Raw genomic sequence first — 19,909 nt, forward strand, 5'->3', positions numbered from 1 at the left:
GACACCCACACCCAGGAGGCCGGACATGTCGACACCACTCACCGACAAGCCGCTGAACAACAAGATCGCCCTCGTCGCCGGAGCCACCCGCGGAGCAGGCCGCGGCATCGCCGTGGAACTGGGCGCGGCCGGCGCGACCGTCTACGTCACCGGCCGCTCCACCCGTGAGCGGCGGTCCGAGTACGACCGCCCCGAAACCCTGGAGGACACCGCCGACCTGGTCACCGAGGCGGGCGGCCACGGCATCGCCGTCCCCACCGACCATCTCGAACCGGACCGGGTCCGGGCCCTGGTGGAGCGGATCGACGCGGAGCAGGGCAGGCTCGACATCCTCGTCAACGACGTCTGGGGCGGCGAGAAGCTCTTCGAGTGGGACAGCCGGCTCTGGGAGCACGACCTCGACAACGGTCTGCGGCTGCTGCGCCTCGCCGTCGAGACCCACGCCATCACCAGCCACTTCGCCCTGCCGCTGCTGCTGCGTCACCCCGGCGGCCTGGTCGTGGAGATGACCGACGGCACGGCCGAGTACAACGGCGCCAACTACCGGGTCAACTTCTTCTACGACCTCGCCAAGTCCTGCGTGCTGCGCATGGCGTTCGCCCTCGGCCACGAACTGGGCCCGCGCGGCGCCACCGCCGTCGCGCTCACCCCCGGCTGGCTCCGCTCGGAGATGATGCTCGACATCTACGGCGTCACCGAGGAGACCTGGCGCGACGCCCTTGACCAGGTCCCCCACTTCGCCATCTCGGAGTCGCCCCGCTACGTCGGCCGGGCCGTCGCCGCCCTGGCCGCCGACCCCGAGGTCGCCCGCTTCAACGGCGAGTCCCTCTCCAGCGGCTCCCTCGCCCGGACCTACGGCTTCACCGACCTCGACGGCAGCCGCCCGGACGCCTGGCGCTACCTCGTCGAGGTCCAGGACGCGGACAAGCCGGCGGACACCACCGGCTACCGCTGAGCCGACGGGGCCGACGGCGCCGACGAAGGGGTGGACGGAGGCGTGGTCGGCTGCGCCGAAGGCGGCGTGAGTCCCGTCGCCGACACGGGCGGCAGCTGCCAGCGCGCGGAGTGCCCGGGCGGCAGCGCCAGATCCGCCCGTACGGCGGTGTAGTACGCCTCCCGCCCGGCGCGCTGCCGCTCCAGCAGCGCCTGCCAGGCACCCGGGTCCACGGTCCCGGCGCGCAGGAACTCCTCCATCCGCATCACCGTGACGACCCAGGCGCGGGCCTTCTCCACCACCTCGGGGCTGCCGAGGAGCAGCAGTGCCTCACCGGAGGGGTCCCGGGCGACGGTCGCCTCCGCCATCAGGGGCGCCGCCTCCTCCGGCGACAGGGGGTGGGGATGCGGGTCGTTGCCGAGATGGGAGGCGACCCGGTAGGTCAGGGTGACCGACTGCTTCAGGGCCTGCGCCCAGTCGGCGTAGACCGCAAGCCGCCGCTCCTCCCAACGGGTCGCCCGCTCGCGCCGGAACCGCACCTGTTCGCCCCGCATCACCACCAGATACGAGCCGAGGGCACCGATCACCACACCGAGCAGGGCCGGGAGTTGCTGGACGAAGGTCGACATGAGCAGACGGTAACGGGAGCGGAGACCGAGTCGCACCCCTCCTCGTGACGGGTGACGGGCACGCGCCGCCCTTACGCGTTCTGCCGTGGATGTCGCGCCGTATACGTTGCGTCCTATGGAGACGACGGGACGTTTCGAGGGGTACGGGGTTCTCATCACGGGTGCGGCGCGCGGCATCGGCGCCGCGACGGCGCGGCGGCTGGCGGGGGAAGGCGCCCATGTGCTCGTCACCGATGTGGACCTGGCGGCGGCCGAGCGCACGGTGACGGAACTGCGGGGGGAGGGGCTGGCCGCCGAGGCGTACCGGTGCGACGTGGGGGACCGGGAGTCGGTCGAGGCGGCGGTCGCGCACGCGGTGTCCGCCCTCGGCTCCCTCGACGTCCTGGTCAACAACGCCTTCGGCTGCACCCCGGACGTGCCGCTCTTCGAGGACACCCTGGACGAGACCTGGGCCCGCGACCTCGACCTCACGCTGACCAGCGCGTTCCGCTGCTCCCGCGCGGCCCTGCCGCATCTGGTGGCCTCGGGACGCGGTGCCATCGTCAACATCGGTTCCGTCAACGGCCTCCAGGACTTCGGCAACCACGCCTACAGCGCCGCCAAGGCCGGTCTGATCTCCCTCACCCGTACGCTCGCGGGTGACGCCGCGCCCCGGGGCGTCCGTGTCAACCTGGTCGCGCCCGGCACGATCCGCACCCCCGGCTGGGCGGGCCGTGAGGCCCAGCTCGACGACCTCGCCGGGATCTACCCCCTGGGCCGCGTGGGCGAGCCGGCCGACATCGCCGCAGCCGTGGCCTTCCTCGCCTCCCGGGACGCGGCCTGGATCACCGGCACGACGCTGCGGGTGGACGGCGGCCTGCTGGCCGTCAACACGTCCTTCGACCGCGCGGCACAGGCCTGGCGGGGCACGCCCTGAAAGAGCGCCGCAATGCGGCGGTCGCCATATCCAGCCGGACATGACTCTCCTTCACTTTTGCGTAATTCCCCGCTGCCTCGGGGCGATGGTGCGCCTGTTCCGCCCGACCGGGCAACCGCTTTCGCGAATTACCGGAAGTTACCCGGCCGTAATCTTCGACGAAGTGCGCCAAGACATCTGAAAGGCCGTCATAAACGCACGATCCGGACACCTTGAAAAAGTTCGTTGAAGATTTGAACGGGGTCTGTGTTCTTCTCGTATTCGACGTCGTGAGCAGGAATCCCGTTACCGTCACCCTCGCGTACCACGTGGTGCCGGGGCGCGAGGCCGACTTCCATTCGTGGGGGTGGGCCGTGCTGCGTACAAGTGCGCGGCAGCCGGGTTTCCTGGGGGGTGGCGTACTGGTCGACGGAGAGGCTGAATGGCATGTGGTCTACCGTTTCGACAGCGAGGACTCGGCCCGGACCTGGGAGAACTCCGTGGTCTGGGCGCAGTGGTCGGCCCGGGTCGACGGGTTGGCCCAGGAGACCGGACGCCGGAGCATCGCGGGTTCCAGGGCCTGGTTCGACTCCCAGGCCGCCCGGGCCCCGACGCCGGCCGCACCCCCGGGGCCGCCCCCGAAATGGAAACTGTGGTTGGTGAACATGAGCGCGGTCTTCCCGCCCGTGCTCTTATTCAACCTGGCGATACTTCCCTATCTCAACGACCTGAATCCGCTTTTCCGTACACTTCTGCTGTGTCTGTCCGTGACAGCCATCGTCACCTGGATTCTCATGCCGAGACTCCAGCGCTTTCTGAAGAAATGGCTGTATCCGCCGCTGCAGGCGCTGCGCGGCCGGCACAAACGACGGACCGCCTAGGTCCGAGAACGATCAGAGGGGGGTGGGCGGGTGAAGACCCTGCTCATCGACAATTATGATTCGTACACGTACAACCTGTTCCAGCTGATCGCCGAGGTCAACGGCGAGGAGCCGGTGGTCGTGCTCAACGACGCTGCGGCCGACGCCATTCCGGACCTGCGGGAATTCGACAACGTGGTGGTGTCGCCGGGACCCGGCCACCCCTCGGAACCGCGTGACTTCGGAATCGCCGCCCGGCTGATCGCCGAGGCCGAGATCCCCGTCCTGGGTGTCTGCCTGGGCCATCAGGGCATCGCGGCGGGGGAGCGGGCCGACGTCGAGCCCGCCCCCTGGCCCCGCCACGGACATCTGTCCACGGTCCGCCACGACGGCCGCGACCTGTTCCGGGGGCTGCCGCAGAACTTCTCGGTCGTCCGCTACCACTCGTTGTCCGTGCGCGAGCCGCTGCCGCCGACCCTGGAGGCCACCGCCTGGTCCGAGGACGGCGTCCTCATGGGCCTGCGCCACCGCGAACGGCCGCTGTGGGGAGTGCAGTTCCACCCCGAGTCGATCCTCACCGACCACGGCCACCGCCTGCTGGTCAACTTCCGCAACCTCACGGCGGAACGGGCCGGCAGCCCGCGCACCAAGAACACGGCGGTCGCCCCGGTCGCCGGTGCGCACCACGGCGCGGCATCCCCGCCGCCCGGCGCGATCCCCCGCCCCCGGCGGCCCCCGGGACCCGCCTACCGGCTGCACACCCGCCGTATCGCCGGCGCCGTCGACGCCGAGGCCGCCTTCACCCGGATGTACGCCGACGCGCCGCACGCCTTCTGGCTGGACAGCTCCCGAGTGGAGCCGGGCCTGTCGCGGTTCTCGTTCTTCGGCGACGGCAGCGGCCCGCTCGCCGAGGTCGTCCGCTACGACGTCGACAGCGGGCAGTGCGAGATCGAGCGCGCGGGACGGCCCCCGCGCCGGGTCAGGGCGAGCGTCTTCGACTATCTGAAGCGCCAGCTGGCCGCCCGCAAGGTCGACGCCACCGGTCTGCCCTTCGACTTCACCGGCGGATACGTCGGCTACTTCGGCTACGAACTCAAGGCCGACACCGGCTCCTCGAACCGGCACAAGGCCCAGACCCCGGACGCCGCCTGGCTGTTCGCGGACCGCCTGATCGCCGTGGACCACGAGAAGGGCCACACCTACGCCGTCTGCCTGTCCGAGGACACCCCGGCGGCGTCCCGTGAGGCCGGCGACTGGCTGGACACCGCACTGGCCCAGCTGACCTTCGTCTCCTCGGAGAGCACCGTCCCCCTGCGGCCGGCCTCCCAGCCCTACCCGCGCGCCGCCGAGCCCTGGCTCGTCCGCGACCGCGCCACCTACCTCGCCGACATCGAGGCCTGCAAGGCGGAGCTGAACGCGGGCACGAGCTACGAGATCTGTCTGACCAACGCGGCCCGGTTACCCGCTCCCTACGACCCGTACGACTTCTACCGGGTGCTGCGCCGGATCAACCCGGCCCCGTACGCCTCCTTCCTCCGGTTCGGCGACCTCGACATCGCGGGCTCGTCCCCCGAGCGCTTCCTGCGGATCACCCGGGACGGCGTCGCCGAGGCCAAGCCCATCAAGGGCACCGCGCCCCGGGGCGCGACCCCGGAGGAGGACGACCGGCTGCGCGACGAACTCGCCGCCGACGCCAAGACCCGCGCCGAGAACCTGATGATCGTCGACCTGCTCCGCAACGACCTCGGCCGGGTCTCCCGGACCGGCTCGGTCAAGGTCACCCGTCTCATGGCCACCGAGACGTACGCCACCGTGCACCAGCTGGTCTCCACGGTCGAGGGCAGACTCCGGGACGGCACCGACGCGGTCGACTGCGTCCGGGCCTGCTTCCCGGGCGGCTCGATGACCGGCGCACCCAAGCTCCGCACCCTGGAGATCATCGACGCGCTGGAGACCGAGGCGCGGGGCGTCTACTCGGGAGCCCTCGGCTACCTCGGGTGCAGCGGCGGCGCGGACCTCAACATCGTCATCCGTACCGCCGTTTTCCAGGGCGGCCGTATGCATCTGGGCGCGGGCGGCGCGATCGTCCTCGACTCCGATCCGGCCGCCGAGTACGACGAGATGCTGCTGAAGACGGCGGCACTGATGCGGGCCCACCGGGAGCACGCCTCCGCCCCGGCCGTCACCGAGGAGCCGACGCGATGACGATCACGACGACGGGCCGGCCCGTCCGGCTCCACGCCGACGCCGACGCCCCCGGGAACCTCGCGGCCCATCTCGCCGCCCTGGCCGACCGGCGCGGCTGGACCGCCCGCCCCGCCTTCCACCAGGGCCACCGGGCCCACTCCCACGGCGAGGTCCACGCCCTCGCGGCCCGCGCCGCCACCGTCCTCGCCGACCACGGCGTCCGCCCCGGCGACCGTGTCATGCTCGCCCTCCCGGACTCCGTCACCTGGGTCACCACCTTCCTCGCCCTGGCCCGCCTCGGCGCGGTGGCGGTCCTCGTCAACCCCGAACTCACCCCGCCCGAACTCCAGTTCATGGCGGAGGACACGAACGCGGTCCTGTGGGTGACGGGACCCGGGCTGGACACCTACACCCCGGCGGGCATACCCGCGCCCCGTAACGGGCGCGGGGCCGCGACCTCCGCTGCTGCCCCGGCCGGGCGCGACCGGCCACGCACCATCCGCCCGGTGAAGACGGCCGAGCCGGCGCCGCGCCTCAGCTCCGACCAGCTGACGGCCCTGAGCACCACCGCCACGCCCAGGGAGACGGCCCACCCCGTCGACGCCCACACCCCCCTGTACATCCAGTACACCTCGGGCACCACCGGCCGCCCCAAGGGCGTCGTCCACGTCCACGGCGACCCCAAGACCTACCACGACCTCATCGGCCGCAGGCTGCTGCGCATCACCCCGGACGACGTGACCCTCTCGGTCTCCCGGCTGTACTTCGCCTACGGCTTCGGCAACGCCCTCGTCTTCCCGCTCTTCTCCGGCTCCGCCGCCGTCCTCGCCGACCGCCGTCCCACCCCCGCGGCGGTCGACGAACTCGTCGCCCGGCACCGGGTGACCCTGCTCTACTCGGTGCCGTCGGCGTACGCCGCGCTCGTCGCCGACCGGGCGGGCGGCGGTCACGAGGACTGCTTCGCCTCGGTGCGCGCGGCGGTGTCGGCCGGCGAGGGCATGCCCGCCGGACTCGGCAAGCAGGTCACCGAACTGCTCGGCGCCCCCGTCCTGGAGCAGATCGGCTCCACCGAGGCCGGACACGCCTTCTGCGCCAACAGCTTCGACCACAACCACCCCGGCACCGTCGGCCGCCCGGTCCCCGGTTTCGAGGTCGAGCTCCGCGACCGCGACGGCGCCCAGGTCGCGGACGGTGAGACGGGCGAACTGTGGGTCCGCGGCCCGACGGTGACCCCCGGCTATCTCAACCGGCCGGAGGAGAACGACCGCACCCTCGTCGGCGGCTGGCTCAACACCCGGGACCGGGCCGTCCGTGAACCCGACGGCACCTACCGGCATCTGGGCCGGGCCGACGACATGGAGATGGTCGGCGGCATCACCGTCTCCCCGCTGGAGGTGGAGGCACTGCTGCGCACCCACCCCGGCGTCCGGGACGTCGCCGTCGCGGCCGTCACCGACGAGCGCGGCGCCAGCAGGCTCCGGGCCTTCGTCGTCCCCGTCCCGCCCATCGGCGTGGGCCTGGAGGCCGAACTGATCTGCATGGCCCGCGACCGGCTCGCCGCCTTCAAGGTCCCCCGCAGCGTCAGCTTCGTCCCCACCCTGCCCCGCACCGCGACCGGCAAGCTCCGCCGCCACCTCGTCCGCCAAGGAGCGTGGTGAGCATGGCCGACACCCTCGTCCCCGCAGAAAGGTCCGGTCCCATGCGCGACCAGCTCCAGGCCGACCGGCACCCCGCACCTTCGCTCGCCCTCTCCGGCCGCGGTTTCTATCTGGGGTCGATGTTCCGAGAGGCCGCCGGCCGTCACGGCTCCGTCTTCGTCACCCTGGACCGGCCCCTCGACGTCCACCCCGACCTCGGGACCGACCTCTCCTACACGGCCCTCGCCGACCTCGTCGACGAACTCTCCGGCCGCCTCTGGGAAGCGGGCGTGCGCCCCTCCGAGGAAGTGGTCGTCCACAAGACCGACAACGTCGACATCGTGCTGCTGACCTGCGCGGTCTCCCGTATCGGCGCCGTCCCGGTGCTGCTGTCGCCCGGTCTGGCCGGCCCGGTGGTCGGACAGCTCCTCGAACGCCTGCACCGGCCCTGGCTGATCACCGACCGGGCCAAGCTCGAAGGCACCCTGGCGGACGTCGACCTCACCGGCCTGGTCCGGCGCACGCTCTCCGTGGACGACGCCCCCGGCGCCGAACCGCTGCAGAAGTACGCGGGCGCCCCGACCCCGGCCGCCGTCCGGCTGCACCCCCGCGACCCGTCCCTCATCACCCACAGCTCCGGCACCACCGGTCTGCCCAAGCTCGCCGTGCACTGCCCGAACACCATGTGGAACCGGCTCGTCCCGCAGAAGGCGATGGGCTGGCCGACCCGGGGCGAGACGGCCGCGCTGCACATGTCGTTCGTGCACTCGCGCTTCTACCATCTGCTCGGTGTCCTGCTGCACTTCGGCAGCCCGCTGGTCCTGATCGTCGACCCGGAACCGTCCAACGTGGGCCCGCTGCTGGCCCGCCACCGCCCCGGCATCGTCGAGACCCACCCCAACACCTTCGTGCTGTGGGAGGAGCTGGCCGACGCGCCCGGCGCCCCGCTGTCCCGCGTCCGCTCGTACGGCTCGACCTTCGACGCCATCCACCCGCGCACCGTGCAGCGGCTGCTGGACGCCTCCAACCGGCGCTCGCCGTGGCTGATCCAGCTGTACGGGCAGAGCGAGACGGGCCCGGTCGCCTTCCAGTGGTTCACCCGCCGCAGCGCCGCCCGCGCCGACGGCCGACGGGTCGGCATCGGCATCCCCGGCTTCACCCGGGTCCGGGTCGCCGACGACGCCGGACGACGGGTCGCCCCCGGCACCGCCGGGCGGATCGAGGCCCGCACCCGGGGCCGTATCCTCACCTACCTCGGTGCCCGCGAACGCTATCTGCGCCAACTCGACGGCGGCTGGTGGCAGATGGGCGACATGGGCTACCAGAGCCGCTGGGGCGCCCTGTACCTCATCGACCGCGAGATCGACCAGATCGACTCCGTGCACAGCAACCTGGAGATCGAGGACACCCTGATGTCCCGGCTGGAGGAACTGCGCGAGGTCGTCATCGTCCCCGGCGTCGACCGTGAACCCGTCCCCGTGGTGTGCGTACGCGGCGAACGCCCCCTGGACCCGCGCCGCTGGTACGAGGCCACGGCCGACCTGCCGGCCATGGCGGAGCCGAGGCAGTGGCGGTTCGACGAACTGCCGATGACCTCCACCTGGAAGGTCAAGCGGGTCGAGATCACCCGCATGCTCACCGAGAGCACCCGCGCATGAGCACCCCCGGCCCCGGTCCCACCCCCGTTCTCGTCGTGGGCGCCGGCCCCGTGGGCCTGTCCGCCGCCCTCGCCCTGCGCGCCCACGACCTCCCCGTCACCCTCCTCGAAGCCGACGCCGAGGGCCGTGAACGCCCCGGCAGCCGCGCCCTGTTCGTGCACCGGGAGACCCTGGAACTGCTGGAGGAGGCGCACCCGGGACTCGCGGTGAGGATCGCCGCGTACGGGCAGACCTGGCACACCAAACGCACCCTGTACCGGGGCCGCGAGGTGTACGCCCGCACCTTCCCGCCGCCCACCGGCACCCCGCCCTTCACCAGCCTCCGCCAGGTCGACACCGAGCGCTTCCTGCTCGACGCCTGCCGGGACGCCGGCGTGGAGTTCGTGTGGGACGCCCGGATCACCGGCGTACGGACCGACCCGGACGGGGTGACCCTCACCGGCGGGGACGGCCGCACCTGGACGGGCACCCACGCGGTCGCCGCCGACGGCGCCCGCTCGGCCGTACGGCGCGAACTGGGCATCCCCCTGGAGGGCACCCACGGCGAGGGCTTCCACGTCGTCGCGGACATCGCCGACATCCCCGGCGCCGAACTGCCGCTGGAGCGGGTCTTCCACTACGAGCATCCGGCGCTCGGCGGTCGCAGCGTCATGCGGGTGCCGTTCACCGGCGGCTTCCAGCTCGACCTGCAGTGCCGCGACGACGACGCGACCGAGGAGTTCGGCACCCGGGAGGCCGTACGGCGCTGGCTCCCGGACGTCGTCGGCGACGGGTACGGCGAGCGCGTCCTGTGGGTGTCGACCTACCGCTTCCTGCGCAAGGTCGCCGCCGCCTTCACCGACCCGCACCGCCGGGTGCTGCTGGCCGGTGAGGCCGCCCATCTCTTCCCGCCGTTCGGGGCGCGCGGCATGAACAGCGGTATCGCGGACGCGGTCGCCGCGGCCCGCGCGATCGCCGACGGCACGCCCGAGGCGGTCGACTCCTTCGCCGGGATCAGGCGCTCGGCGGGCCTGTTCAACAGCGCCGCCGCCGGCACGGCCCTGGACCATCTGCGGCCCCGGCGCCGTATCGTCCGCGTCAAGCAGCGGGCGGCGGCGGCCCTCGCCCCCGTGGTGCCCCGCTGCGGCGCCTGGCTGGAGCACGCGCCCTACGGGCCCCGGCACGGCGCCCCGGCCGTCGTGGGCCGCAAGTACTGACCCGGAGAGACCCACAGGAGCACTGAGTGACACAACCCGCCATCGCGGAAGGCCTGCTGACCTGGTCACCCGAACACGGCCTCGTCCCCGGTGAGCCCCGGGCCGGACGCCTTCTCGTCGCGGACTCCTGGCTGCTGCGCGACGGACGGGTGCGCGGCCTCGACCGGCACCGCGAGCGGTTCCTGCGGTCCTGCGGCGAGTGCGGCGCACCGCCGCCGGCGCAGGTCGTCGACTTCTGGCAGGACATGACCCGTGCCCTGCCGCGCACGGGGGAGTGGTTCCCCCGGGTGGAACTCGCCGCCGGATCGATGGAGTTGAGGCTCCTGCTGCGGCATGCCCCGCCCCTGACGACCGAGATCCGGGTGTGGGGCGCGGGCCAGCCCGACCCGCGGACCGTGCCCCGCCGCAAGGGGCCGGACCTGGACGCCCTGGCCCGGGTGCGCAGACGGGCCGCCGGCGCCGACGCCGACGAGGCCGTCCTCATCGCGCCCTCCGGTCTGGTCCTGGAGACCGCGAGCTCCAGCCTCCTGTGGTGGGAGGAGGACACGCTCTGTCTGCCGCCGCCCCGGCTGCCCCTCCTCGCCGGGGTGACCGTGGGCCTCATCCAGGAACGGGCGGCCCGCATCGGCGTCCGGGTCGCCCACCGCGAGCGCTCCCTGGCCGAGTTGGACGGCCGCGAGGTGTGGCTCGTCAACGCCCTGCACGGCATCCGGCCCGTCGTCGCCTGGACCGGCCGCCCGCTGACCCCGGGCCCGGCCGTCCACGCCCCGGAATGGCAGACCTGGCTGGACGGTCTGCTGGAGCCGCTCCCGGACCACTGAATTCACAGCGATGCGAAGGCGCAAGGAAGCGCCGGACCGAAGGGAATTCGGTCCGGCGCTGAAAGTCTTTCCTGGGAAATCGGGAATATCTTTTCCGAAGCCCGCGCTCGGTTTCCGGGCTACTTCTGAGCGGGCTGATAAGCCCCCGGAACCATCCGGGTCGCGATGGCGATCCGGTTGTACGCGTTGATCACGGTGGCCGCCCAGATCAGCGCCGCGACCTGCTCCTCGTCGAACACCTCCGCCGCCTCGGCGTAGACCTCGTCGGGCACATGACCATCGGTGACCAGGGTCACGGCCTCGGCCAACGCCAGGGCGGCGCGCTCGCGGGCGGTGAAGAAGGGGGTCTCGCGCCAGGCGCTGAGCGCGTAGATCCGCTGCTCGGTCTCGCCCTGCGCACGGGCGTCCTTGGTGTGCATGTCCAGGCAGAACGCGCAGCCGTTGATCTGCGACGCGCGAATGCGTATCAGTTCGAGGATCTCGGGCTCGACCTTCGCGTCCCGGGCCGCGGAAACGGCGGCGCCGTGCAGGGAACCCATCGCCCCGGAGACATCGGGGGTAACTTTCTTCAACGCCACGCGAGTTATTGATTCGCTGTTGCTCATGGGGGTAACTGTATCTGCGAATTCCCGGCTGTGTAACCGTTTCGTCTCGACGTGGGCTCTCCCACAACCGTCGCCGCCGGTCGCCTGTCTAGGCAGGCAGGACCTACAAAACGCTCGAAAGGGAAAGGCCCGCCATGGGGGACATAGGCAGAAGAGGCGCCGTCGCGCTCACGATCACCGGACTGCTCGCACCGCTCACACTCGCGTTGGGCATCACGCCCGCGCAGGCGGCGAGTTGTTCGACGTCGGCGGGGCCGCACCAGAAGCAGGTGGAGAAGTTCCTCGGCCGGCCGGTCGACGGCAAGCAGTCCTCCGCCGACTGCAAGGCGATCAAGGCGTTCCAGACCAAGCACGGCATCACCCCGAACATCGGCTACGCGGGTTCCGTCACCTGGGGCGTGATGGACCTGATGAACAAGCAGAAGGCCGTGGGCAAGAACCCCAACAAGGCCGGCAAGTGCCCCACGAACAAGGGCCGTATCGCCTGTGTGAACCTCACGCTCCAGCTGAGCTGGATCCAGGACGGCAAGAAGCTCGTGTACGGGCCGGTCCCGGTCCGCACCGGCCGCGACGGCTACGAGACCCGCACCGGCCTGAAGAAGATCTACTGGCGGAACATCGACCACGTCTCGTCGATCTACCACGTGCCCATGCCCTACGCCCAGTTCTTCGACGGCGGCCAGGCCTTCCACTCCGTCGGCGTCAGCATGTGGAACCCGCCCGGCTCCCACGGCTGCACCAACATGACGAAGACCGACGCCAAGAAGTACTGGTCGCTGCTGAAGGAGGGCGACGACGTCTTCGTGTACGGCCGCAAGCCGGGCACCTGACAGGCGGCCAGGAGCCCGGCTCGACGACGGTGGCGAAACGTCACACCCGGGGCGTGGTCACGCCTCGGGCGCGTCCCCGAAGTCCGGGATCTCCAGCCGTACCCCGCCCTGCCGCGCGGACTCGTGCGCGACGATGCCCGGCAGGGTGTAGCGGGCCGCGACCCAGGCGTTCACCGAGGGCAGTGTCCGGGTGTTGACGGCGGTCACGAAGTCGTCCACCAGGAAGTGGTGGCTGCCCTCGTGCCCGTTGTGCAGTTCGTCGAACTCCCGCGGCAACCGCGACCGGTCGTGCACCGGCGCCGACCCGGAGGTGAAGGCGGCCCGCAGATCCGGCGCGATGTGCTGGAGCGAGGGATCGTCCGGAGACAGGGTCTGCTTGGGCTCCAGCAGCTCGCTGATGTCCGTCACCCCCTTCTTGTCCTGCCAGAACGCCACCGTGGCGAGCTGCTCCATGCTGGCGTCCGTACCGAAGAACCGGAACCGCGACTCCCGTATCTGCGAGGGGTAGCCGACCCGCCGGAACTCGTTCGTACGGAACGAGCCGCCGCCCGCCACCTCGAACAGCGCGGTCGCGTTGGAGAAGTCGTTGCCGAACCGGCTGACCTCCTTGTCGAACACCCCGTCCCCGCGCCCGTCCACGACACCGATCGCGGACACGCTCACCGCGTGCGTCTCCCAGGCGCCGAGCACCCCGCCCACCGAGTGCGTCGGGTACAGCAGCGGCGGATAGCTGGCGGTCGCCTTCCAGTCCTCGCCGCCGCTGTACTGGTAGGCCTCGTAGAACCCCAGGTCCATGTCGTGGACGTAGTCGCCCTCGGCGTAGAAGATCCGCCCGAACGCGCCGTCGGCGATCTGGTTGCGGGCGTGCACGGTCGCCGGGTTGTACTGACTCGTCTCACCCATCATGTACGTCAGCCCGGTCGCCCGGACCGCGTCGATGATCGCCGCGATCTCGTCGGCGGTGATCGCCATGGGGACCGCGGAGTAGACGTGCTTGCCGGCGTTCAGACCCTGGAGCACCAGCGGTCCGTGCGTCCAGCGCTGGGTGAAGATCGCCACCGCGTCGACGGCTGGCGACTCCAGCATCGCCTCGTACGACGGGAAGGTGCCGGCCAGGCCCTGGGCGGCCACGAGTTCCCCGGCCCGCTCGGGCAGCAGATCGGTGACGTACACGTCACCGACGCCGGGGTGGGCCTGGAACAGCGTGGCGAACTGGCCGGAGAACTGGCCGGCGCCGACGATGCCGAGGGAGAACGTCATGGAGGAGATGTCCTTCACTGGTCGAGTCATGGGACTGGATAGGGGTCGCATCACTGATCGAGGATCAGATTGATCTGGTCGTTGGTCGCGTCGAGGCCGCTCACCGGCGCTCCGTTGCCGTAGATGTCCTCCATCGCGGGCTGCATGAGCGCGGTGACGTCGGCCGCGTAGTTCGTGATCGGATAGGAGAAGGTCCGGAAGTCCCGCTTGTCGTCCACCGGTTCGGTGAAGGCCGACACGTCGAGACCCTTCTTCTCGTAGGCGGCCACCGCCGCCTCGGTGCCGGCCGGGGTGGCGGGGAAGACGACCCCGTACCGGCCGACCACGCTCTGGCAGGCGTCGGAGGCCAGGTACGCCACCCACTTCCGGGCGCCCGCCTTGTTCTCGGAGGCCTTGGTGATGGAGTCGGCGAGGCCGTTCATCATGGTGGCCCGCTTGCCGCTCGGCCCGGACGGGGTGACGGCCGAGCCGATCTCCATGCCCTTGAACCCGGCGTAGGTGGAGATCATCCACGCGCCGTCGAAGGTGACGGCGGCCTTGCCCGCGGCGATCTGGGTGTTGGCCTGGTTGGACTGGACGTTGTAGTCGGAGAAGGGAACCATGTAGCCCTTCTCCGCGAGCCCGAAGTACCACTTGATCACGGCCTGGAAGTCCGCGCTGTCGTACTGGTACTCGGTGCCCCAGCGGGCCTTGTCCGTGTAACTCCACCCGGCCGAGCCGGTGAAGGGGCTCCACTGGGTCTGTCCGTCGGCGTAGCCGCCGCCGTTGCTCGCCAGGCCGTAGACCTTGACGTCGTTCTTGTCGAAGCCCGGCTCGTCGCCCCGCCGGCCCTTGCCGTCGACGGTGAGGTGGGCGACGGCCTTCTCGAATGTGCCGCCGTCCTCCGGGTTCCAGGACAGCCCGTTCAGCTCGTCGGCGGTGAGGCCCGCGTCCTTCGCCAGCTTCTTGTTGTAGAAGAGCGCGACGGTGTCCCAGTCCTTCGGGGCGCCGTAGCGACGGCCGTCCTGGCCGATCCAGTTGGCGGCCAGGCCCGGCTGGTAGTCGGAGTCCTCGATGCCGAGGTCGTCGAGCGGCTCCAGCACCTCCAGATCGGCGAACTGGCCGAACTTCTGGATGTGGTCGGTGAACACGTCCGGCTGGGTGCCCGCGATGAACCCGGCGGTCAGCTTGGTCCAGTAGTCGCTCCACCCCAGCTGGGTGATCCTCACCCTCAGTCCAGGGTTCTCCTTCTCGAACCCCTTGGCGCAGGCCTGGTAGGCGGGCACCTGGTTGGCGTCCCAGAGCCAGTAGGTCACCGTGTCCGAGGACCCGCCGGTGCCGTCGCCCTGGGCGCAGCCGGTCACCAGGGACAGCGTCAGTGCCCCGGCCCATGCGGTCAGCGTACGAAGTCGCATTGCCGTCCCCTCACTTGATCCCGGTGAAGCCGATGGAGCCGACGATCCGGCGGGCGGAGGCGGCGAAGAGCACCAGCATCGGCAGCGCGGCGATCAGCGTCGCGGCGGTGAGCCCGGACCAGTCCACACCGGTCGCCGGGGTCTGCGCCCGGAAGATCGCCAGCGCCACGGTCAGCACCCGGGAGCCGTCGCTGTAACTGACCATCAGCGGCCAGAAGTAGTCGTTCCAGGAGGTGATGTACGTCAGTACGGACAGGGTGAGGATCGGGGTGGACGCCATCGGCAGGATCACCCGGAAGAAGATCCGGACCTTCCCCGCCCCGTCGAGCAGCGCCGCCTCCTCGACCTCGTGCGGGATGTTCATGAAGAACTGGCGGAGGAAGAAGACCGCGAACGGCGTCATGAACAGGCTCGGCAGGGCGATGCCCCACAGGCTGTCCACCAGGTGGAGTTGCTTGATGAGCACGAAGTTCGGCAGCAGCGTGAAGAGGGTCGGCACCATCAGCCCCGCCAGGAACAGCCCGAACACCTGGTCCCGTCCCCGCCAGCGCAGCCGGGCGAAGGCGTAGGCGGCCATGGCGGAGAAGGAGATCTGACAGCCGGTGATCAGCGTCGAGACGATCACCGAGTTGAGCAGATACCGCCAGAAGTCCAGCCCGCCGCCCGTCCCGCCCTGGGCGATCGCCTCCTCGGCCGACTGCAGCCCGAGCGCCCGCTCGAAACCGCTGCCGGTGAGGTCGACGGGCAGGGGGTTCGCGGGGTCCGCGCTGAGCCCGGCGTTGCTGGAGAGCGCGGTGCGCAGGATCCAGTAGAAGGGCAGCAGGGTGATGAGCACGATCAGACCCATCACGGTCCAGGCGGCGGCTCTCCCGAGCGAGGGACGGCGCCTTGTCGGCCGTACGGCCGGGATGTCCGTCGGGGGCGTGGTCGGCGTCGTCGCCGTGGTGGTGGCCATGTCGGTGTCTCCCTTCTCCGCGCGCGCTGCGCCCGGTCAGCCGAGGTCGCTTCGGCCGGCCCTGGTGAGCCGGTACTGCAGGACGGTGATCGCGCTCAGCACGACCAGCAGGGCGACGGACATCGCCGAGGCGTAGCCGAACTGGAAGCGGCCGAAGGCGGAGCCGTAGATGTAGAACTGGAGCACGTTGGTCGCGTTCGCCGGACCGCCCGCCGTGGTCACCGCGACGGTGTCGAAGACCTGGAACGAGCCGATGACCGTCATGATCAGCACCACCGCCAGCACCGGCCGCAGCAGGGGCATGGTGACCCGCCAGAACATCCGCCACTCGCTCGCGCCGTCCACCCGGGCCGCCTCGTACACGTCGTTCGGGATCGCCTGGAGCCCGGCGAACAGGAGCAGCGCGGTGTAGCCGACGTGCCGCCACACGTTGATCAGGGCGATGGTGGGGATCGCCCAGGTCTCGTCGGCGAGGAAGGGGATACGGTCCACGCCGAGGGCGCCGATGATCTCGTTGCCGATGCCGAGCTGGGTGTCGAGGATCCACAGCCAGACCAGACCGGCGACCACGTTCGACATCAGATACGGCGTGAGCACGAGGGAGCGCAGCAGTGCCGACTGGGTCAGCCGCTGGAGCAGGACGGCGATCGCGAGCGCGGCGACCGTCTGTATCCCGATGTTGAGGATCACGTACTCGACCGTGACCGTCAGCGAGTCCCAGAAGATGGGGTCGTTGACCATCCGGACGTAGTTGTCCAGGCCCACCCACTCCGCCGGGGTGAGCAGGTTGAAGCGGGTGAAGCTCAGGTAGATGCCTCGCAGGGTCGGCCAGAGCAGGAAGACCAGGAAGCCGAGCATCGCCGGGGCGATGAAGACGGCGGCCAGGACGCCGTCGCCCCGCCCGCGGAACGGTGGACTGGTGGAGGCGATGGTCATCGGTGCTCCCTCATCGGCCGCGTTGCCTCAGACTCGGACGCACTTACTTTCGCCACGAAAGAATTGTGACGTCAAGGGGTGCGGGAAACATCTTTTCCGTAGGGGTTGGTGGACCTAGAGTGAGCTTGTTGTTTCCGTGACGGAAAAAATCTGGTGTGGGAGTCTGACCCTCATGACCGCACTCGCTGCCAGCTGGCTGCCGCTGAGTCCCGGAGAACGCGCGGTGGCGATCGAGGTGCTCGTGCACGGCCCGCTCTCGCGCACCGAACTCGCCCGGCGGCTCGGCCTGTCCGCCGGCAGCCTCACCCGGCTGACCAAACCCCTGATCGAGTCGGGGCTGCTGGTCGAGACCCCCGAGGGCGCCGCGCTCCCCGAAGTCCGGCAGGGCCGCCCCTCACAGCCGCTGGACATCGTCGCCGAATCCCGCTCCTTCCTCGGCTTCAAGATCACCGAGGACATGGTGTACGGCGTGGTCACCACGCTCCGGAGCGAGATCGTCACCCGGTACGACTGCCCGCTCACCACGCACGACCCGGAGCGGGTCGCCGACCTCCTCGCCGGGATGGCCGCCGAACTCGCCCGCACCCACCCCTCCCTCGCCGGTATCGGCATCGGCGTCGGCGGCTTCGTCCGGCGCCGCGCGGTGGTCGGCGAGTCGCCCTTCCTGTCGTGGCGCGACGTACCCCTGGCCGAACTCGTCGAGGAGCGCACCGGGTTGCCGGTCGTCGTCGAGAACGACGTCGCCGCGCTCGTCGAGGCCGAGAGCTGGTTCGGCGCCGGGCGCGGCCTCGACCGGTTCGTCGTGCTCACCATCGGCGCGGGCGTCGGCTACGGGCTCGTCCTCGGCGGTGAGCGGGTGGCGTACGCCGAGGAGGACCGGGGGTTCGGCCGCCACTGGATCGTCGACCCGTCCGGACCGCTCACCCCCGAGGGGGAGCGCGGCAGCGCCGTCTCCCTGTTGAGCATTCCCAGCATGCGCTACCAGGTACAGGCCGCCACCGGCCGCGAGATGGCCTACGAGGAGATCCTCGCCGGGGCGGCCGAGGGGGAGCCGATGTGTGTGCGGGTCGTCACGGAGGCGGGGCGGGCGCTGGGGACGCTGGTGGCCCAGATCGCCAACTTCGTGATGCCGCGCAAGATCCTGCTCGCGGGGGAGGGGGTGGGCCTGATGGACGTGGCCGGGGCGACCGTGGACGCGGCGATGCGGGCCCACCGGCATCCGCTGGCCGCGCCCGTCCCGCTGGAGACGAAGGTGTCCGACTTCCATGACTGGGCGCGAGGGGCGGCCGTGCTGGCCATTCAGGTCCTCGTGCTCGGGACCGTGGAGCCGTAAACGCAGAGTGATCAGCTTCACGGTCCGTAATGTCTGAAGTGGGACCTTTACTCACATCGGCTTCACGTTCGAGGACATATGGTTTACACCATGTCCACTACCCCTGATGTCGTCCTGGAAAGAACGGAAGCGTCGGCGCGATCGGCCGCCGAGGTCAACGAGGAGATCAGGGCGCTCTGGTTCCGGAGCGGGGGCACGTTGAACACGGAGCAGCGGAGCGAGTACGAGCGGCTCGTCCTCGAGTGGGCCGCCGTCTCGTAGGCCCTCCTCTCCCGAGGCCCCTTCCCTCACGAGGCTCCTTCCCCACGGGGCGCGCCCGGTGGGCGCGCCCAACCTCGGTCCCTCAGCTCCAGGTCTGTGAGTACTGACGGCGGTAGGCCTGTCGGTCCTGTTCCGTGCGGATGAAGCGGGTGGCCGCCAGGGCGACCATGCTGCCGGCGATGACCAGAAGACCCGGGCCGACGTTGCGGGGGTCGGCGAGACGGTCGATGAGGTCGGAGGCGGCCTCGATGGATTCCACGGAGCCCGGGTCGACCGTGCCTGGCGCCGCGGCGCCCTGGGAGTCGTCGTCCGAGGAGCCGTCGGCCGCGGCGGTCGGCTGGGCGGCGGACTGCGGCAGGCCCGTCAGCTGGACACCGAGATCGTCGAGAGCCTCGGACAGCGGCTGGAAGAACGTCGTACCGCCCTCCTCGCAGTCGCCGTTGCCGCCCGAGGTCACTCCGAGGGCCACCCCCTCCGAGAAGAGCGGGCCGCCGCTGTCGCCCGGCTCGGCGCAGACCGTGGTCTCGATGAGGCCGCTGACCGTGCCCTCGGGGTAGTTGACCGTGGCGTCGAGGCCGGTCACCTCGCCGTTGCGGAAGCCGCTGGTGCTGCCGCTGCGGAACACCCGCTGGCCGACCGCCGCGTCACCGACCGAGGTGATCCGCACCCCGCGGCCGTCGCCGACCGAGACGACGTTGGTCTTGTTGCTCGGCGCGTCCTGGAGGTACTGCACGAGCGAGTAGTCGGCGCCGGGGAAGTTGGTCTCGGTCGTCCGGCCGATCTCCTGCCGGCCCTGGTTGTCCGAGAACCAGACGGAACCGGACGGCCCGCAGTGCCCGGCGGTCAGCATGAAGTCGTTCTCGCCGTCGGTCACGTTGAAGCCGATCGAACAGCGCCCGCCCGTGCCGAAGATGGGCTGGGCGCCGTTGAGTCGCATCGTGTACGCGCCCTCGGTGCGCTCCATCCGCACCGACCCGCCGATCTCCTCGGCCAGATCGGTCAGGCTCGACCAGTCCTTCTTGGAGACCGTGCTGTCGGCCCGCACCACGACCTCGTTGGAGGCGGGGTCGATCGCCCAGGAGGTGCCCGGCACCCGGGGCGCCGAACGCAGCGCCTCGGTGGCCGACTTCAGGTCGTCGCCGCTGAACTCGACCATCTTGGGGCGGGCGCCCGCCTGCTCGACCTCGGCCGCCGCCTTCTCGTCGGTGACCGCGACGACCGGCTCGCCGTCGTCGGCGATCCAGGTGCCCGCGGTGCGCTCGGAGCCGAGTTCGGTCAGCAGACCGTTTCCGGTACCGGACGCCGCGAGCACCGCACTCCGGGTCGCGGGCGGGGAGGTGGTGGGTTCGGTCGCCATCGCCGCCTGCGTCACCATCAGGGTTCCGCAGATCAGTCCACCGGCGGCCGTCAGCCGCGCCACCCGCTTCACGACTCGTCGTCGTGCGTGCCTCATTGCCTGGCTCCCGAACCCCGTCCGACACGGTGTCAACACCGCCAGGGCGTCCGGTCCTTGAGCGC

18 protein-coding genes are annotated in these 19,909 nt (G+C 70.8%); 11 read left to right on the forward strand and 7 right to left on the reverse strand.

The annotated features are described in order from the left end of the window. Positions 1–25: 25 nt before the first annotated feature. A complete protein-coding gene (locus J8M51_RS29360; RefSeq protein WP_086754625.1) occupies positions 26–955 on the forward strand; it encodes an SDR family oxidoreductase in 930 nt (309 codons plus the stop codon). On the opposite strand, the gene J8M51_RS29365 is transcribed toward J8M51_RS29360, so the two are convergent. Then, complete coding sequence (locus J8M51_RS29365) at positions 946–1,563, reverse strand: hypothetical protein (RefSeq protein WP_086754630.1); 618 nt, start codon at positions 1,561–1,563, stop codon at positions 946–948. The two genes, J8M51_RS29360 and J8M51_RS29365, sit on opposite strands and share 10 nt — an antisense overlap. 115 nt (positions 1,564–1,678) lie before the next feature. Here J8M51_RS29365 and J8M51_RS29370 point away from each other — a divergent pair, with 115 nt between their 5' ends. The 7 genes from J8M51_RS29370 to J8M51_RS29400 all read left to right on the forward strand — a co-directional run bounded on the left by J8M51_RS29370 (position 1,679) and on the right by J8M51_RS29400 (position 10,817). Then, the gene (locus J8M51_RS29370; RefSeq protein WP_086754626.1) at positions 1,679–2,479 is read left to right on the forward strand and encodes an SDR family NAD(P)-dependent oxidoreductase; all 801 of its coding nucleotides are present in this window, start codon (positions 1,679–1,681) and stop codon (positions 2,477–2,479) included. Positions 2,480–2,691: 212 nt separating this feature from the next. Continuing rightward, a complete protein-coding gene (locus tag J8M51_RS29375; protein ID WP_236067433.1) occupies positions 2,692–3,339 on the forward strand; it encodes an antibiotic biosynthesis monooxygenase in 648 nt (215 codons plus the stop codon). A 30-nt stretch (positions 3,340–3,369) separates the two neighbouring features. Next, positions 3,370–5,523, forward strand: a complete 2,154-nt coding sequence (pabB, locus tag J8M51_RS29380) for an aminodeoxychorismate synthase component I (RefSeq protein WP_267299576.1) — start codon at positions 3,370–3,372, stop codon at positions 5,521–5,523. Continuing rightward, entirely contained in the window at positions 5,520–7,163 is a 1,644-nt protein-coding gene (locus J8M51_RS29385) for an AMP-binding protein (protein WP_086762543.1), read from the forward strand. The genes pabB and J8M51_RS29385 overlap by 4 nt, the downstream gene beginning before the upstream one ends. Before the next feature lie 2 nt (positions 7,164–7,165). Beyond that, positions 7,166–8,800, forward strand: coding sequence for a class I adenylate-forming enzyme family protein (locus J8M51_RS29390; RefSeq protein ID WP_267299577.1), 1,635 nt, complete (start codon positions 7,166–7,168; stop codon positions 8,798–8,800). Next, positions 8,797–9,996, forward strand: a complete 1,200-nt coding sequence (locus J8M51_RS29395; protein ID WP_267299578.1) for an FAD-dependent monooxygenase — start codon at positions 8,797–8,799, stop codon at positions 9,994–9,996. Before J8M51_RS29390 ends, J8M51_RS29395 begins: the two co-directional genes overlap by 4 nt. 26 nt (positions 9,997–10,022) lie before the next feature. Then, positions 10,023–10,817, forward strand: coding sequence for an aminotransferase class IV (locus J8M51_RS29400; RefSeq protein WP_086753541.1), 795 nt, complete (start codon positions 10,023–10,025; stop codon positions 10,815–10,817). 119 nt (positions 10,818–10,936) lie between these two features. On the opposite strand, the gene J8M51_RS29405 is transcribed toward J8M51_RS29400, so the two are convergent. After that, the gene (locus J8M51_RS29405) at positions 10,937–11,422 is read right to left on the reverse strand and encodes a carboxymuconolactone decarboxylase family protein (RefSeq protein ID WP_086753543.1); all 486 of its coding nucleotides are present in this window, start codon (positions 11,420–11,422) and stop codon (positions 10,937–10,939) included. A gap of 134 nt (positions 11,423–11,556) precedes the next feature. Between J8M51_RS29405 and J8M51_RS29410 the strand changes: the two genes are divergently transcribed. Beyond that, positions 11,557–12,252: a L,D-transpeptidase family protein gene (locus J8M51_RS29410; protein WP_086753545.1), complete on the forward strand. Its 696-nt coding sequence runs from the start codon at positions 11,557–11,559 to the stop codon at positions 12,250–12,252. A gap of 57 nt (positions 12,253–12,309) precedes the next feature. On the opposite strand, the gene J8M51_RS29415 is transcribed toward J8M51_RS29410, so the two are convergent. Genes J8M51_RS29415 through J8M51_RS29430 form a run of 4 tightly spaced genes read right to left on the reverse strand, consistent with a single transcriptional unit; the run spans position 12,310 to position 16,797 of the window. After that, positions 12,310–13,512: a Gfo/Idh/MocA family protein gene (locus tag J8M51_RS29415; protein WP_086753553.1), complete on the reverse strand. Its 1,203-nt coding sequence runs from the start codon at positions 13,510–13,512 to the stop codon at positions 12,310–12,312. A gap of 50 nt (positions 13,513–13,562) precedes the next feature. Further along, complete coding sequence (locus J8M51_RS29420; protein ID WP_086753547.1) at positions 13,563–14,906, reverse strand: ABC transporter substrate-binding protein; 1,344 nt, start codon at positions 14,904–14,906, stop codon at positions 13,563–13,565. A 10-nt stretch (positions 14,907–14,916) separates the two neighbouring features. Continuing rightward, positions 14,917–15,861, reverse strand: a complete 945-nt coding sequence (locus tag J8M51_RS29425) for a carbohydrate ABC transporter permease (protein ID WP_086753549.1) — start codon at positions 15,859–15,861, stop codon at positions 14,917–14,919. Positions 15,862–15,897: 36 nt separating this feature from the next. Further along, positions 15,898–16,797 (reverse strand): carbohydrate ABC transporter permease, encoded by a 900-nt coding sequence (locus J8M51_RS29430; protein ID WP_086753551.1) that lies wholly within the window; start codon positions 16,795–16,797, stop codon positions 15,898–15,900. A gap of 172 nt (positions 16,798–16,969) precedes the next feature. Between J8M51_RS29430 and J8M51_RS29435 the strand changes: the two genes are divergently transcribed. After that, on the forward strand, positions 16,970–18,130 hold the full coding sequence (locus J8M51_RS29435; protein WP_267299579.1) for an ROK family transcriptional regulator: 1,161 nt from the start codon (positions 16,970–16,972) through the stop codon (positions 18,128–18,130). Positions 18,131–18,208: 78 nt separating this feature from the next. Further along, the gene (locus J8M51_RS29440) at positions 18,209–18,391 is read left to right on the forward strand and encodes a hypothetical protein (protein WP_086765212.1); all 183 of its coding nucleotides are present in this window, start codon (positions 18,209–18,211) and stop codon (positions 18,389–18,391) included. A gap of 82 nt (positions 18,392–18,473) precedes the next feature. Here J8M51_RS29440 and J8M51_RS29445 read toward each other — a convergent pair whose 3' ends face one another. After that, positions 18,474–19,844 carry a S1 family peptidase gene (locus tag J8M51_RS29445; protein ID WP_216587679.1) on the reverse strand — a complete coding sequence of 457 codons (1,371 nt, stop codon included), beginning with the start codon at positions 19,842–19,844 and terminating at the stop codon, positions 18,474–18,476. Positions 19,845–19,909 lie beyond the last annotated feature (65 nt).

It is taken from the genome of Streptomyces griseiscabiei, from assembly GCF_020010925.1.
GTDB classification, from domain to species: Bacteria; Actinomycetota; Actinomycetes; order Streptomycetales; family Streptomycetaceae; genus Streptomyces; species Streptomyces griseiscabiei.